A 15,350-nucleotide genomic window follows, 5' to 3' on the forward strand; every position below is an offset into this window, starting at 1 on the left:
GTCGATGCCGGCCTCGCGCAGCCTGCGGTTCAGCGCGATCAGCGGCAGCCCGACGATCGCGGTGGGGTCAGCGCTCTCGAAGCTGCTCATCAGGGCGATGCCCAGGCCCTCGGCCTTGGCCGAGCCGGCGCAATCGAGTGCCGGCTCCAGGGCCAGGTAGCGCTCGATGGCAGCGTCGCTCAGTTCGCGAAAGCGCACCTGGGTGTCGACCACCGCCACCTGCGAGAACTGGCGCGCCGGGCAGACCACCGCCAGGGCGGTGTGGAAGGTGAGCAGTCGACCCGACGCGGCTCGCAGCTGAGCGCGCGCGCGGGCCAGGGTGCCGGGCTTGCCGATCACGCCACGCCCGTCGAGGGTGGCGGTCTGGTCCGAGCCGATGACCACCGCCTCGGGCTCGCTGGCCGCCACGGCGCCCGCCTTGGCGAGCGCCAGCCGCCGGGCAAGCTCGGCAGGCGACTCGCCCGGCAACGCGGATTCGTCGGTGCCGGGGGAGCACACCCGGAATCGCAGGTGCAGCCGCTCGAGCAGCTGCCGGCGGTACACCGAGGTGGAGGCCAGGATCAGCTCGGGTGAGCCGGCGTTCGCGGGGGCGGGCATGGCGTGATCGTCCGGGAAGGGGGCAGGGCGGCGCTATCATAGCGGCCCGTCTCCCGTGAGCCTGCCCTCGATGTCCGATCCCGCCTCACCGGCTGCGCCGGTCATCGATCCCCGTGAACTGGCGCGCAGCGGCGGGTCGGTGGCGGGCCGCTGGCCGCTGGCTCGCCTGACGCGGCTGGCCGACACCCTCACTGACACCGACGGGGAGGTCGACTGGTCGCTGAGCGGACAGAGCCTGCGGCGCGCCGATGGCGGCGCTGATCTGCACCTCGCCCTCTCCCTGCGTGCGCAGGTGCGCATGCGCTGCGTTCGCTGCCTGGAGCCGGTGCCGGTGAGCCTGGACGAGGAGCGGCGCTACCGGCTGGTGGCGAGCGAGCAGCAGGCGCTCGCCCAGGACCCGGACGACGACGAGTTCGATCTGCTCGCCATCACCCCGCGCCTGGCCGCCATCGAGCTGCTCGAAGACGAATGCATCATGGCCTTGCCTCTGGCGCCGCGCCACGCCGATTGCCGGGCTCCCGGCGCGGGTGGCAAGGGGCCGGCGGCAGACCCGGCGGCCGGGGGGGGCGCCACCCGCGACGAGCCCGAGCGCCCCAACCCCTTTGCGGTGCTGGCCCGTCTGCGGCGCCCCGGCCCCGGCAGCGACGAAAACCCGGCTTGAGGATCATCGGCCAATTCCTTGATATGATTGCGGATTGATCTTTCACAGGAGCGACCACCATGGCCGTTCAGCAGAACAAGAAATCGCCCTCGAAGCGGGGCATGCATCGTGCGCACGACTTCCTCGGCACGCCGCCCACGGCGGTCGAGCCCACCACCGGGGAAGTGCATCTGCGGCACCACATCAGCCCCAACGGCTTCTATCGCGGTCGCAAGATCGTCAAGACCAAGTCTGACGAATAAGCCCTTGCGTCGCCGCTCCGCGACGCGGGTTGCCTGCGGGCCGGCTCAGGCCCGTTTCCCCTGGATCGCATGACCCTGAGAATCGCCATCGACTGCATGGGCGGTGACCATGGTCTGCCGGTGACCGTGCCGGCAGCCGTGGCCTTCCTGAAGGCCACCCCCGATGTCCGGCTCATCCTGGTCGGCGATGCCGCCGCGGTTGAGGCTGCTTTGCATGCCGCGGGGCAGGTTGATCGCAGCCGGATCGAGATCCGCCACGCCGCCGAGGTGGTGGCCATGGACGAGCCGCCAGCCAGCGCCCTGCGCGGCAAGCGGCAGTCGTCCATGCGGCTGGCCATCGAGGCGGTGAAGGCCGGCGATGCCCAGGCCTGCGTGAGCGCTGGCAACACCGGCGCGCTCATGGCCATCTCGCGCTTCGTGCTGCGCATGCTCGACGGCATCGACCGTCCGGCGATTGCCGCGCCCCTGCCCAATCAGCGCGGCGGCGTCACCACCATGCTCGACCTCGGTGCCAATGTCGACTGCGAACCCCAGCATTACCTGCAGTTCGCCATCATGGGTGCCGCGCTGGCCACCGCGATCGAGGGCAAGGCCTCGCCCACCATCGGCCTGCTCAACATCGGCGAAGAAGTCATCAAGGGCAACGACACGGTCAAGCAGGCCGCCGAGCTGCTGCGCGCCAGCAGCCTCGATTTCCGTGGCAATGTCGAGGGCAACGACATCTTCGAGGGCACCACCGACGTGGTGGTCTGCGACGGCTTCGTCGGCAACGTCGCCCTCAAGACCTCCGAAGGTCTGGCCCGCATGATCGGCGGCTTCATCCGGGAAGAGTACGGTCGCTCGCTGCTCTCGCGGCTGGCCGGACTGATCTCGCTGCCGGTCCTGGGCCGTCTGCGCCGGCGCCTGGATCACCGCCGCTACAACGGCGCAAGCCTGGTCGGGTTGCGCGGCATCGTCATCAAGAGTCACGGGTCAGCCGATGCGCTGGCCTTCGAGCAGGCCCTGCGGCGCGCCCATGATGCCGCCCGCAACCGTCTGCTCGAGCGCATCGCCGACGCGATGACCCGACTGTCGGCCGAACCGGCCAAGGTGGGTTCATGACCAAGTATGCCCGGATCGTGGGAACCGGCTCGGCCCTGCCCGAGCGCCTCGTCAGCAACGCCGATCTGGTGGCCGAACTGGCCGAACGCGGCATCGAGACCTCCGAAGACTGGATCGTCGAACGCACTGGCATCCGCCAGCGCTACCTGGCGGCCCCTGATGTCGGCAGCAGCGTGCTTGGTGCGCGCGCCGCCCGTGAGGCGCTGGCCGCGGCCAGCCTGAGTGCCGGCGAGATCGACCTGATCGTCGTGGCCACCTCCACCCCCGACTTCATCTTTCCCAGCACCGCCTGTCTCGTGCAGAAGGAGCTCGGCGCCCACGGCGGCGCGGCCTTCGACGTGCAGGCGGTGTGCAGCGGCTTCGTCTACGGTCTGGCTACCGCCGACGCGATGATCCGTACGGGCATGGCCACCCGCGCGCTGGTGATCGGCGCCGAGGTCTTCTCGCGCATCCTCGACTGGAACGACCGCGGCACCTGCGTGCTCTTCGGCGATGGCGCCGGCGCGGCCGTGCTGGTGGCCGATGACCATCCCGGCATCCTGGCCGCCCGCCTGCATGCCGACGGCCGCCATGAAGGCATCCTGCGCACGCCCGGTACCGTCAGCCGCGGTGCGGTCTGCGGTCATCCATTCCTGACCATGGACGGGCAGGCGGTGTTCAAGCTCGCGGTGTCGGTGCTCGACGCGGTGGCGCGCGAGACCGTCGAGGCGGCCGGCATGGGCCTTGGCGATGTCGACTGGCTCATTCCGCACCAGGCCAATGTCCGGATCATCCAGGCCACCGGTCGCCGGCTGGGCATCCCGCCGGAGCGGGTGGTGGTCACCGTCGACCGGCACGCCAACACCTCTGCGGCCTCGGTGCCGCTGGCGCTCGACCTCGCCATGCGCGACGGCCGCATCCAGCCCGGGCAACATGTCCTGCTCGAGGGCGTGGGCGGCGGATTCGCCTGGGGCGCCGCGCTGGCGCGGATGTAGACGGAACCTGCCGCCGACGCCCCTCGACGCTCCCTCTCCAGGACCCCCATCATGACCATTGCCTTCGTCTTTCCCGGCCAGGGTTCGCAAGCGGTCGGCATGCTCGACGCATTCGCCGCCCTGCCCGAGGTCGCAAGCCTGATCGCGGCCGCCGATGCCGCCCTGGGCGAACCGCTGTCCGCCCTGATCGCCCAGGGGCCCGCCGACGATCTCGCGCTCACCGTCAACACCCAGCCGGCGATGCTGCTGGCCGGCTATGCCTGCTGCGCCGCGTGGCGGGCAGCGGGTGGCCCCTCGGCCGTGGCGGTTGCGGGTCACAGCCTGGGCGAGTACACCGCGCTCACCGCGGCTGGCGCGCTTGCGCTCGACGAGGCCCTGCGCCTGGTGCGGGTGCGCGCGCGCGCCATGCAGGAGGCGGTTCCGGTGGGCACCGGCGGCATGGCGGTGATCATGGGTCTCGATGACGAACCGGTGCGCGCGGTATGTGTCGCCGCCAGCCAGCCCGGTGATGTGGTCGAGGCGGTCAACTTCAACGCCCCCGGCCAGGTCGTGATCGCCGGCCACAAGGCCGCGGTGGAGCGGGCCTGCGCCGGTGCCAAGCAGGCCGGTGCGAAGCGGGCGCTGCCGCTGCCGGTGAGCGCTCCTTTCCACTCTTCGCTGCTGGCGCCTGCGGGGCTGCGGCTTCGCGAAGCCCTGCAGGGCGCCAGGCTGGTCTCGCCCGGCATCGCGCTGGTCAACAATGTCGATGTCGCCATCGAGACCGAACCCGCTCGCATCGCCGATGCGCTGGTGCGTCAGGCGTCCTCGCCGGTGCGCTGGGTCGAGGTGGTGCAGCGACTGAAGGCGCAGGGCGTCGACACCTTCATCGAGTTCGGCCCGGGCAAGGTGCTCACCGGCCTCATCCCCCGCATCGACAAGTCCCTGCGCGCCTTCGCGGTCTTCGACCCCGCCTCGCTGCAGGCGGCGCTGGCCGCCGTGGCCGGGAGTGCAGCATGAGTGCGGCCGGTCCCCTCGCCGGGCAGGTGGCGCTGGTCACCGGGGCCTCGCGCGGCATCGGCAGGGCAATCGCGCTCGAACTCGCCCGCCAGGGCGCCAGGGTGGTCGGCACCGCCACCACCGAGCCGGGCGCGCAGGCCATCACCGAGGCGTTCGCGGCCGCGGGTCTTGCCGGCCGTGGCGCGGTGCTCGATGTGACCGACGCCGCCAGCGCCGAGGCGCTCATCGAGCAGATGCAGGCCGAGGGCAGTGCTCCCGGCATCCTGGTCAACAACGCCGGCATCACCCGCGACAACCTCGCCATGCGCATGAAGGACGAGGAGTGGTCGTCGGTGATCGACACCAACCTCTCGGCAGTGTTCCGGCTGTGCAAACTGGTGATGCGCCCGATGATGAAGGCCCGCTTCGGCCGCATCATCAACATCACCTCGGTGGTCGGCGCGAGCGGCAATCCCGGGCAGGCGAACTACGCGGCGGCCAAGGCCGGGGTGGCCGGCATGACGCGTGCGCTCGCCCGCGAGCTCGGCAGCCGCAACATCACGGTCAACTGCGTGGCACCGGGCTTCATCGACACCGACATGACCCGCTCGCTCAGCGAAGCGCAGACCACCGGCCTGATGCAGAACATTCCCCTGGGCCGGCTGGGCCAACCCGAGGACATTGCTGCGGCCGTGGCCTTCCTGGCCGGGCCCGGCGCGGCCTATGTCAGCGGGACGACCCTGCACGTCAATGGCGGCATGTACATGAACTGAACGGCTCGGTCGGAGGTTCGGGGGTCGGCAGCGCCTAACTGGTAGAATCCGCGCCGTTCGGCCCGCCCCCGGGCGCATCGCACCCTTGCACCACCGGCCACGCACCCACTTCGCAACCCGCCCATCCCGGGCTCATCCCCTCACCGGACACGGCACCGCCGTGAATCCCTTCCAGGAGCAGAGAAATGGAAAACATCGAACAGCGCGTCAAGAAGATCGTGGCCGAGCAGCTTGGCGTGAACGAGGCCGACATCAAGATCGAATCGTCCTTCGTGGATGACCTTGGCGCCGATTCGCTCGACACCGTCGAGCTGGTCATGGCCCTCGAGGATGAGTTCGAGACCGAGATCCCTGACGAGGAAGCCGAGAAGATCACCACCGTGCAGCAGGCGGTGGACTACATCAAGTCGCACGCCAAGGACTGATCCGGGTCCCACCGAGGAGAGCGCCGTGAGCCGTCGTCGAGTCGTCATCACCGGGCTGGGCATCGTCTGTCCGACAGGCAATGAGGTGGCTTCGGCCTGGCAGAACGTGGTGGCCGGCCGCTCGGGCATCGACCGCATCACCCGGTTCGACGCCTCGGCCTTCACTGCGCAGATCGCCGGCGAGGTCAAGGGCTTCGACATCAGCCCCTATCTGCCCGCGAAGGAAGCCCGGCACTTCGATACCTTCATCCATTACGGCATCGCCGCCGGGGTTCAGGCCCTGCGCGACTCCGGGCTGGAGGTGAACGACACGAACGCCGAGCGTATCGGTGCGGTGGTCAGTTCGGGCATCGGCGGCCTGCCGCTGATCGAGGAAAACCACGGCGACTATGTCAAGCGCGGTCCGCGCCGCATCTCGCCCTTCTTCGTGCCGGGCTCCATCATCAACATGGTGTCGGGCCAGCTCTCGATCATGCTCGGGCTGAAGGGCCCCACCTACGGCGTGGTCTCGGCCTGCACCACGGGCACCCACTCCATCGGCGATGCCGGCCGCCTGATCGAGTACGGCGACGCCGACATCATGCTCGCGGGTGGCACCGAGTCCACCATCTCACCGCTGGGTCTGGGCGGCTTTGCCTCGATGCGGGCGCTGTCCACCCGCAACGACGATCCCGCCACCGCCAGCCGTCCCTTTGACAAGGACCGTGACGGTTTCGTGCTCGGCGAGGGGGCCGGTGTGCTGGTGCTCGAGGAGTACGAGCACGCCCGTCGCCGTGGCGCCCGCATCTACGCCGAGCTCGCCGGTTACGGCATGAGCTCCGACGCCTTCCACATGAGCGCGCCCTCCGAAGATGGCGAGGGCCCGGCGCGCGGCATGCGCAATGCACTTCGCAATGCCGGCGTGAACCCCGACCAGGTGAGCTACCTCAACGGGCATGCCACCTCCACGCCGCTGGGGGACATCGCCGAGACCCGCTCCATCCGTCGGGCCTTCGGCGACGCGGCCAACGGGCTTGTGGTCAACTCCACCAAGTCCATGACCGGCCATCTGCTCGGCGCGGCCGGGGGCATCGAGGCGGTGTTCACCGCACTGGCGGTGCATCACCAGATCTCGCCGCCCACCATCAACATCTTCAACCAGGATCCGGCCTGCGATCTCGACTACTGCGCGAACACCGCGCGCGATCTGAAGATCGAGGTGGCCATGTCGAACTCCTTCGGATTCGGCGGCACCAACGGGTCCCTGGTGATGCGCCGGGTCTGAGCCAGGCTGGCGCATCGCTCGGAGGCCGGGCATGGGTTTCGCCGCCCGCATCACCGTACGCCAGGCAGGCGCCTGGCGGGCGGGCACCTGGGGCTGCGCCCTGACCGGCCTGCTCGGAATCGCGCTCTCGGCCGGCTTCTCTTTGGCCGGCTCCTCCGCCGCCGCCGGCATGGTCTCCGGCTGGGCGGCCTTTCCGGTCGGTCTCGCCATCATGCTCGGCGGGTCGTGGCATGTCTTGCGTGCCCGGCGCGCGGCCGTGTCCGCCCTCTCCGACCTGCACATCGATGCCCAGGGCAGCGCCCAGTTGTGCAGGGCCGGTAGCGCCGAGCCCTTCAGGGCGGTTGCCGGCCATCGGAACCGGCTGCTCCTCGCCCTCGAAAGGGCGGATCATCCCCGCGGGAGTCCGGGGCGCTGGCTGTCAGTTCGGCAGCCCCGGTCCGACTCCGAGCGCGCAGCACTCGGCGCCTGGCTCGTCTGGCTGTCGCGCGGCGCGCGCTGATCGCCCCTTCGCCGACCGTGTCGGGCTTGCAAAGCCCGTGTGTCGCCCCCATCCTCCACCGGGTCTGCATGACCGCCTCGCGGCGGTCGCCGGATCCAACTCAGGCGGCTTGCCCGCGTCCTCGTCCGTGTCAGCGTCCATCCGCACCATGCCTGCCTTCCGCCTCATCCTCGCGGCCTCCCTGCTGGGGGTCTCCTCCCTGTTCTCCGCCGGGCCCGCCCAGGCGCAGTCCCGCGAACTCCCTGATTTCGCCGATCTCGCGGAGCGGGCCGGCCCTGCGGTGGTGAACATCCGCACCACCGAGCGCAGCAAGCCGGGCAGCGGTGCATCGCCGCAGATGCCCGAGGGCATCGACGAGAACGACCCGTTCTACGAGTTCTTCCGGCGCTTCTTTCCGCCGCGCCAGTCTCCGGGGCCGGGTCAGGGCCCGCGAAACCGGGGTGGCGAAGAGACGCCCCGTGGGGTGGGTTCGGGCTTCTTCATCTCGTCCGACGGATTCCTGCTCACCAATCACCATGTGGTCGACGGCGCCGACGAAATCTATGTCACGCTCAGCGACAAGCGGGAGTTCAAGGGCAGGGGGGTTGGCTCTGACCGCCGCACCGATGTCGCGCTGGTCAAGATCGATGCCACCGGCCTCCCCAAGCTCCCGGTGGGCGATTCCGCGAAGCTGCGGGTGGGCGAGTGGGTGATGGCGATCGGCTCGCCCTTCGGCCTCGAGAACTCCGTCACCGCCGGCATCGTCTCGGCCAAGGGCCGTGAGACGGGCGACTACCTCCCCTTCATCCAGACCGATGTGGCGGTCAATCCCGGCAACTCCGGCGGGCCGCTGCTGAACCTGCGGGGCGAGGTGATCGGCATCAACTCCCAGATCTACAGTCGCACCGGTGGCTTCATGGGCATCTCCTTCGCGATCCCGATCGATGAGGCCATGCGCGTGGCCGATCAGCTCCGCGCCTCGGGGCGGGTCATCCGCGGCCGGATCGGGGTGGGCATCGCCGAGGTCACCAAGGAGATCGCCGAACCCCTCGGGCTGCCCAAGGCAGCCGGCGCGCTGGTGCGCAATGTCGAGCCCAACGGCCCGGCTGCCAGGGCGGGGGTGGAGGAGGGCGACATCATCCTTCGATTCGACGGCAAGACCATCGAGAAGTCGAGCGACCTGCCGCGACTGGTCGGATCGACCAAGCCGGGCGCCAAGGTCAGCATGCAGGTCTGGCGCAAGGGCGCTGCCAGGGAGCTGCAGGTCACTGTCGGCGAGAGCGAGCCCGATCGCGCCCAGCGCGCTCAGCGCCCGGGCAGCCCGGGGCCCGGCGGGCCGGCGGCGCCGGCGCCTGCCAATGCACTGGGCCTGGTGGTGACCGACCTCAGCGAGGAGCGTCGGTCCCAGCTGCGCGTGAAGGGCGGCGTTCAGGTGGAGTCCGCCGAGGGGCTGGGCGCCCGCGCCGGCATCCGCCCGGGCGATCTGATCCTGTCACTGAACAACCAGGATGTCACCGGCGCGCGCCAGTTCAACGACCTGGTGGCCAAGCTCGACAAGGCCCGCACCCATGTGCTGCTGGTGCGCCGTGGCGACAATGCGAGCTTCGTGCCGATCAAGCCGCTGCCGTCCTCGGCGCCCGCTCGCTGAGGCGCCACCCGCACGGCGGGGCCATCCCCCGCCACTGATAGAATCTGGCTTCCGCGCGCCTTCCCGGCGCGCGTTCGTCTTCGGGCCCCATGCAGCACATCCGCAACTTCTCGATCATCGCGCATATCGACCATGGCAAGTCGACCCTGGCCGACCGCCTGATCCAGCGCTGCGGCGGCCTGTCCGACCGCGAGATGGAGGAGCAGGTGCTCGACTCCATGGACCTCGAGCGCGAGCGGGGCATCACCATCAAGGCGCAGACCGCGGCCCTGCGTTATCTGGCGCAGGACGGGAAGGTCTACCACTTCAACCTCATCGACACGCCCGGGCATGTCGACTTCTCCTACGAGGTCAGCCGTTCGCTGTCGGCCTGCGAAGGCGCGCTGCTGGTGGTCGATGCCACGCAGGGCGTCGAGGCCCAGACTGTGGCCAACTGCTACACCGCCATCGATCTCGGTGTCGAGGTGGTGCCGGTGCTCAACAAGATGGACCTGCCCTCGGCCGACCCCGATGCCGCCGCGGCCGAGGTCGAGGATGTGATCGGCATCGACGCCACCGACGCGATCCGGGCCAGTGCCAAGACCGGGCTGGGCATTGACGAGATCCTCGAGGCGATCGTCCGCCGCATTCCGCCGCCCAAGGGCGACCCGGCCGGGCCGCTGCAGGCCCTGATCATCGACTCCTGGTTCGACAACTATGTCGGCGTGGTCATGCTGGTGCGGGTGGTCAATGGCGTGCTGCGGCCGCGTGACCGCATCCGCCTGATGGCCACGGGCCTGTCCTACAACTGCGAGCAGGTGGGCGTGTTCACCCCCAAGTCATCGGCGCGCGAGTCACTTTCGGCGGGCGAGGTCGGCTTCATCATCGCCGGCATCAAGGAACTGAAGGCGGCCAAGGTCGGTGACACCGTCACCCTCGCCGGCCAGCCCGCGGTGGCGCCGCTGCCCGGCTTCAAGGAGATCAAGCCCTCGGTGTTCGCCGGCCTGTACCCGGTGGAGGCCAACCAGTACGAGGCCATGCGCGACGCGCTCGAGAAGCTGCAGCTGAACGACGCCTCGCTGCAGTTCGAGCCCGAGGTCTCGCAGGCGCTGGGCTTCGGGTTCCGGTGCGGCTTCCTGGGGCTGCTGCACATGGACATCGTCCAGGAGCGGCTCGAACGCGAGTTCGACATGGACCTCATCACCACGGCACCCACCGTGGTCTACGAGATCCTGCTGCGCGACGGCACGGTGCTGCAGGTGGAGAATCCCTCGCGCATGCCCGATCCGGCCCGCATCGAGGAGATCCGCGAGCCGATCGTCGATGTCACCATCTTCGTGCCGCAGGAGTACGTCGGCAACGTGATCACCCTGTGCACGAACAAGCGTGGGGTGCAGACCAACCTCGCCTATCACGGCCGTCAGGTGCACCTGAGCTACGAGCTCCCCATGAACGAGATCGTGCTCGACTTCTTCGACAAGCTGAAGTCCACCTCGCGCGGCTATGCCTCCATGGACTACGAGTTCAAGGAGTACCGCGCCTCCGATGTGGTGCGCATGGACATCATGGTCAATGGCGACCGGGTCGACGCCCTCAGCCTGATCGTCCACCGATCGGTCTCGCAGAGCCGCGGACGGGAGGTGGCGGCGCGCATGCGCGAGCTGATCCCGCGGCAGATGTACGATGTCGCCATTCAGGCGGCCATCGGCTCCAACATCATCGCGCGCGAGAATGTCAAGGCGCTGCGCAAGAACGTGCTGGCCAAGTGCTACGGCGGCGACATCACCCGCAAGAAGAAGCTGCTCGAGAAGCAGAAGGCTGGCAAGAAGCGCATGAAGCAGGTCGGCACGGTCGAGATTCCCCAGGAAGCCTTCCTGGCCGTGCTCCAGGTGGGTGAACGCTGATGCGCCGGCGGCTGTCGCGGTGCCAGGAGATCCGGTGAACGACGCCAGCAGTTCGCTGAATTTCGCGCTGATCCTGTTCGCGCTGCTGGTGGTGTGCTTTGCCGCCTGGCTCGCCGACCGGCTGGTGTTTCGCCGCGCCCGTGCCCGGCTGGCCGAAGAACGGGTCGCCCGTTTCGATGCCGACCAGGCCGTGCTGCCGGCGCACCAGCGCGCTGCCGACCCCGCGGCGGCCCGGCTGGCGATCAGCCGCGAGGCCCTGCGCCAGCCGCTCTGGCTCGAATACACCGCAGGCCTCTTTCCGGTGATCGCGGTGGTGTTCTTCCTGCGCTCGTTCCTGGTCGAACCGTTCAAGATCCCGTCGGGTTCCATGATTCCCACGCTGCTGGTGGGTGACCTGATCCTGGTGAACAAGTTCAGCTATGGCGTACGCCTGCCGGTGATCCACACCAAGGTCCTCGAGGTGGGTTCGCCGCAGCGCGGTGATGTGATGGTGTTCCGCTTCCCGCGGGATCCGTCCATGGACTACATCAAGCGCGTGGTGGGCGTGCCCGGCGATCAGGTCTCCTACCAGAACAAGCGCCTGAGCGTGAATGGTGTCGAGGTGCCGTTGAAGCCCGCGGGCGAGTTCTACGACGCAGACCGCCTGAGCTACGCGCCCCAGTACAGCGAGACGCTCGGATCCGTGGAGCACCGGATCCTCACCGAGCTCGACAAGCCGTCATTCATTTCGGCGACCGATGCCTTCCCGTTCAGGGATTCATGCCGGTACGGAAATAACGGGTTATCCTGCACCGTGCCTGCCGGGCATTACTTCGTCATGGGCGATAATCGCGAGAACAGCCTGGACAGCCGCTTCTGGGGGTTCGTCCCCGAGGCCAATCTGGTCGGCAAGGCCTTCTTCATCTGGATGAATTTCGGCGACCTGAAACGCATCGGCGGATTCCACTGATGACCATGCTGCGCACCCACACCCTTTCCTTTCGCGGTCGTCAAGGCGGCCTGGGGCTGATCGGCCTGCTGGTGATGATCGGCATCGCCTTGTGCGTGGCGGTGGTCGGCATGCGGGTCTCACCCACCGTGGTCGAGTTCCTCGCCGCCAAGCGGGCCATCCACCGGATTGCCGAGGCGGGCACCCGCAGCTCCGGCGAGATCGTCAAGGCCTTCGACGAAATGAGCGCGATCGACGACATCAGCTCGATCACCGGGCGCGACCTGCGAATCGAGCGCGCCGGTGCGATCGTCACCCTGAGCTTCGCCTACGAGAAGCGCATCCCGCTTTTCGGCCGCGCGAGCCTGCTGCTGCAGTACGACGCGACCGCCTCGTCGAACTGAGGCCGGAGGATGTCCCCGGACGACCTGCAGCGCAGACTCGGCCACCGGTTCAGCGACCCAGCGCTGCTCACCCAGGCGCTTACCCACCGCAGCTTCGGGCAGCCCAACAACGAGCGGCTCGAGTTTCTCGGCGACAGCGTGCTCAACTGCGTCGTGGCCACGCTGCTCTACGAGCGTTTCCAGACGGTCGACGAGGGTGATCTTTCCCGGGTGCGGGCCACCCTGGTGAAGCAGCAGTCGCTGTTCGAGCTTGCCATGCGGCTCGAGCTCGGTCCCTGCGTGCGTCTGGGCGAAGGCGAATCGCGCAGCGGCGGCTTTCGCCGGCCCTCGATCCTGGCTGATTGCCTCGAGGCGCTGTTCGGCGCGGTCTTCCTCGATGGCGGCTTTCTGGCGGCGCGGGCGGTCATCCATGGCCTGTATGACCCGGTGCTGGCCACCGTCGATCCCCGCACCCTGGGCAAGGATGCCAAGACCCTGCTGCAGGAGCACCTTCAGAGTAAGCGCATTCCGCTGCCGGTGTATTCGGTGGTCGGCACGCTCGGTGCGGCCCACAGCCAGACCTTCGAGGTGGAGTGCCTCATTCCCAAGCTTGACATCCAGGTGCTCGGGCGCGGCGGCAGCCGCCGCGCGGCCGAGCAGGCCGCGGCGCTGCTCGCGCTGGAACGCGCAGGGCAGCGAGCCCCCGCCAGCGCGTCCCGCCGCCGTGCCGGGACGGCCGACCCCACAGACGGAGCGGTGTCATGAGCGAGGCGCCCAGCCCGCCGCACCGCGCCGGCTTCGTCGCCATCGTCGGGCGGCCCAATGTCGGCAAGTCGACACTGCTCAACCGGCTGATCGGGCAGAAGATCTCGATCACCTCGCGCAAGGCGCAGACCACACGTCACCGCATCCTCGGCGTGCTCAACCGACCCGACGCCCAGTTGCTGTTCGTTGACAGCCCGGGTTATCAGACCCGCTCGATGGGCGCGCTCAACCGCGTGCTCAATCGCACCGCACGCCAGGTGGCCGACGACGCCGACCTGGTGGTGATGGTCTGCGATGCGCATGGCTGGACGCCCGCCGATCGCGAGATGGCTGCGCTTCTGCCCACCGGCACACCGGTGCTGCTGGCGATCAACAAGGTCGATGCGATCGCCGACCGGGCGCGGCTGGTGGCCATGGTCCGACAGGCCACCGCCGATCGTGCCTTCGACGAGGTGGTGCCGCTCAGTGCCCGCACCGGTCGTCAGGTCGAGCTGCTCGCCGACCTGTGCGTGGCGCGGCTGCCGGAAGGCCCGCGACTGCTCGACGACGATGCGCCCACCGACCGCAGCGAGCGCTTCCTGGCCACCGAACTCATCCGCGAGAAGCTGTTCCGCCTGCTCGGCGACGAGCTGCCCTACGAGAGCACGGTGGTGCTCGAGGGCTTCGAGGAGCTGCCCGGCCTGCGCCGCATCCATGCCACCATCGTGGTCGCCCGCGACGCCCACAAGCCGATCGTCCTGGGCAGTGGTGGCGAGCGGATCAAGCGCATCGCGATCGAGGCGCGCGCCGACCTCGAGAAGATGCTCGGCTGCCGGGTCTACCTCGAGCTCTTCGTGAAGGTCCGCGGCGGTTGGGCCGACGACGAGACCAGCCTGCGCGCCTACGGCTACGAGTAGCCGGGGTCCGGCATGAGCGCCGCCGCATCCCGGGTTGATCTGCAGGCCGCGTTCCTGCTGCACAGCATCCCGTACAAGGAGACCAGCCTCATCGTCGAGCTGTTCACGCGGGAGCACGGGCGGCTGGCGGCGGTGGCCAAGGGGGCGCGCCGGCCGCATTCCGCGCTGCGCGGCGTGCTGCTGCAGTTCCAGCCGCTGTCGGCCGGCTGGACCGGGCGCAACGAACTGCGCCTGCTCACCGCCGCGGCCTGGGTGGGCGGCATGCCCAGCCCCCAGGGAGACGCGCTGCTCTGTGCCTTCTACCTGAACGAGCTGCTGATGAAGCTGCTGCCGCGGGAGGATCCGCATCCGGCGCTCTATGATGCCTACCAGCAGGCGCTGTTCGAGCTCTCGGGCAGCGGCCCGCATGACGAGACCCTGCGCCGCTTCGAATGGCTGCTGCTTCGCGAAGCAGGCTACGCGCCCGATCTTGCGCGCGACACCGACGCGCGGCCGATCCAGCCGGGTGGACAGTACCGCTGGGAACCGTCGGCGGGCTTTGCGGCGGCCGAGCCTGCGGCAGCGGGCGATGCCGCGCTGATCAGCGGCGAGACGCTTGCCGGCCTGGCCGCCGGCAGCTTCGCCTCGCCGCGGGCCCGCTCGCAGGCAAAATACCTGACCCGCGCGATCCTCGCGCATCATCTCGACGGCGCGGCGCTGAGCACCCGCCAGATCCTCATCGACCTGCACAAGCTATGATCGAACTCGGCGTGAACATCGACCACGTGGCCAGCATCCGCCAGGCCCGTCGCACCTACGAGCCCGACCCGGTCTGGGCGGCGGTCGAGGCCCATCTCGGCGGCGCCGATGGCATCACCATCCACCTGCGCGAAGACCGTCGCCACATCAACGACGATGACGTCCGGCGCCTGCGTGAACTCACCCAGGTCAAGCTCAATCTCGAGATGGCGGCCACCGACGAGATGGTCGGCATCGCGATCCGTACCCGCCCCGAGATGGCCATGCTGGTACCCGAGGGCCGCCATGAGGTCACCACCGAGGGCGGGCTGGACATCGTTGCCCAGGAGTCGCGCATCCGTGAGGTGGTGGCCGCGCTCGCGGGCGCGGGCATCGTCAGCAGCGTGTTCATCGACGCCGACCCGGCGCAGATCGACGCGGCCCGACGGGTGGGCGCGAAAGTCTGCGAGATTCATACCGGGCCCTACGCGCATGCCTTCCACAACGGCGGCCGCGACACCGAGGGGCGGGGTGTGCCCGAGGAACTCGAAAGGATCCGGCGCGCCGGCGCGCAGATCATCGGCCTGGGCATGCGCTTCAACGCCGGCCATGCGCTGAACTACCACAATGTCCAGGCAGT

18 protein-coding genes are annotated in these 15,350 nt (G+C 69.1%); 17 read left to right on the forward strand and 1 reads right to left on the reverse strand.

The window, feature by feature from the left end:
* On the reverse strand, window positions 1-597 hold a 597-nt coding region (locus AC2H6A_RS11530), incomplete at its 3' end, for a Maf family protein (RefSeq protein ID WP_484273644.1).
* 55 nt (window positions 598-652) lie between these two features.
* On the opposite strand from AC2H6A_RS11530, the gene AC2H6A_RS11535 reads away from it, so the two are divergent.
* The 17 genes from AC2H6A_RS11535 to AC2H6A_RS11615 all read left to right on the forward strand — a co-directional run.
* Window positions 653-1,258 carry a YceD family protein gene (locus AC2H6A_RS11535; protein WP_484273646.1) on the forward strand — a complete coding sequence of 202 codons (606 nt, stop codon included), beginning with the start codon at window positions 653-655 and terminating at the stop codon, window positions 1,256-1,258.
* Between the two features lie 59 nt (window positions 1,259-1,317).
* A complete protein-coding gene (gene rpmF / locus AC2H6A_RS11540; protein ID WP_484273648.1) occupies window positions 1,318-1,500 on the forward strand; it encodes a 50S ribosomal protein L32 in 183 nt (60 codons plus the stop codon).
* Between the two features lie 69 nt (window positions 1,501-1,569).
* On the forward strand, window positions 1,570-2,601 hold the full coding sequence (gene plsX / locus AC2H6A_RS11545) for a phosphate acyltransferase PlsX (protein ID WP_484273650.1): 1,032 nt from the start codon (window positions 1,570-1,572) through the stop codon (window positions 2,599-2,601).
* Window positions 2,598-3,575, forward strand: a complete 978-nt coding sequence (locus tag AC2H6A_RS11550) for a beta-ketoacyl-ACP synthase III (protein ID WP_484273652.1) — start codon at window positions 2,598-2,600, stop codon at window positions 3,573-3,575. The genes plsX and AC2H6A_RS11550 overlap by 4 nt, the downstream gene beginning before the upstream one ends.
* A gap of 51 nt (window positions 3,576-3,626) precedes the next feature.
* On the forward strand, window positions 3,627-4,571 hold the full coding sequence (fabD, locus tag AC2H6A_RS11555) for an ACP S-malonyltransferase (RefSeq protein WP_484273654.1): 945 nt from the start codon (window positions 3,627-3,629) through the stop codon (window positions 4,569-4,571).
* Window positions 4,568-5,323 (forward strand): 3-oxoacyl-ACP reductase FabG, encoded by a 756-nt coding sequence (gene fabG / locus AC2H6A_RS11560; protein WP_484273656.1) that lies wholly within the window; start codon window positions 4,568-4,570, stop codon window positions 5,321-5,323. Before fabD ends, fabG begins: the two co-directional genes overlap by 4 nt.
* 185 nt (window positions 5,324-5,508) lie before the next feature.
* Window positions 5,509-5,748: an acyl carrier protein gene (acpP, locus tag AC2H6A_RS11565; RefSeq protein WP_484273658.1), complete on the forward strand. Its 240-nt coding sequence runs from the start codon at window positions 5,509-5,511 to the stop codon at window positions 5,746-5,748.
* Between the two features lie 25 nt (window positions 5,749-5,773).
* Window positions 5,774-7,012 carry a beta-ketoacyl-ACP synthase II gene (gene fabF / locus AC2H6A_RS11570; protein ID WP_484273660.1) on the forward strand — a complete coding sequence of 413 codons (1,239 nt, stop codon included), beginning with the start codon at window positions 5,774-5,776 and terminating at the stop codon, window positions 7,010-7,012.
* Between the two features lie 31 nt (window positions 7,013-7,043).
* Complete coding sequence (locus tag AC2H6A_RS11575; protein ID WP_484273662.1) at window positions 7,044-7,511, forward strand: hypothetical protein; 468 nt, start codon at window positions 7,044-7,046, stop codon at window positions 7,509-7,511.
* Between the two features lie 148 nt (window positions 7,512-7,659).
* Window positions 7,660-9,138 (forward strand): DegQ family serine endoprotease, encoded by a 1,479-nt coding sequence (locus AC2H6A_RS11580; protein WP_484273664.1) that lies wholly within the window; start codon window positions 7,660-7,662, stop codon window positions 9,136-9,138.
* A gap of 89 nt (window positions 9,139-9,227) precedes the next feature.
* Window positions 9,228-11,021 (forward strand): translation elongation factor 4, encoded by a 1,794-nt coding sequence (gene lepA, locus AC2H6A_RS11585; protein WP_484273666.1) that lies wholly within the window; start codon window positions 9,228-9,230, stop codon window positions 11,019-11,021.
* 55 nt (window positions 11,022-11,076) lie between these two features.
* Complete coding sequence (lepB, locus tag AC2H6A_RS11590) at window positions 11,077-11,970, forward strand: signal peptidase I (protein WP_484273678.1); 894 nt, start codon at window positions 11,077-11,079, stop codon at window positions 11,968-11,970.
* On the forward strand, window positions 11,970-12,353 hold the full coding sequence (locus tag AC2H6A_RS11595) for a DUF4845 domain-containing protein (protein WP_484273668.1): 384 nt from the start codon (window positions 11,970-11,972) through the stop codon (window positions 12,351-12,353). Before lepB ends, AC2H6A_RS11595 begins: the two co-directional genes overlap by 1 nt.
* 9 nt (window positions 12,354-12,362) lie before the next feature.
* A complete protein-coding gene (rnc, locus tag AC2H6A_RS11600; protein WP_484273670.1) occupies window positions 12,363-13,097 on the forward strand; it encodes a ribonuclease III in 735 nt (244 codons plus the stop codon).
* The gene (gene era / locus AC2H6A_RS11605) at window positions 13,094-13,993 is read left to right on the forward strand and encodes a GTPase Era (RefSeq protein ID WP_484273672.1); all 900 of its coding nucleotides are present in this window, start codon (window positions 13,094-13,096) and stop codon (window positions 13,991-13,993) included. Before rnc ends, era begins: the two co-directional genes overlap by 4 nt.
* A gap of 12 nt (window positions 13,994-14,005) precedes the next feature.
* A complete protein-coding gene (recO, locus tag AC2H6A_RS11610) occupies window positions 14,006-14,731 on the forward strand; it encodes a DNA repair protein RecO (RefSeq protein ID WP_484273674.1) in 726 nt (241 codons plus the stop codon).
* Window positions 14,732-14,742: 11 nt separating this feature from the next.
* The coding region (locus AC2H6A_RS11615; RefSeq protein WP_484273676.1) for a pyridoxine 5'-phosphate synthase at window positions 14,743-15,350 on the forward strand (608 nt) is incomplete at its 3' end.

The sequence above is a fragment of the Quisquiliibacterium sp. genome, from assembly GCF_982640115.1.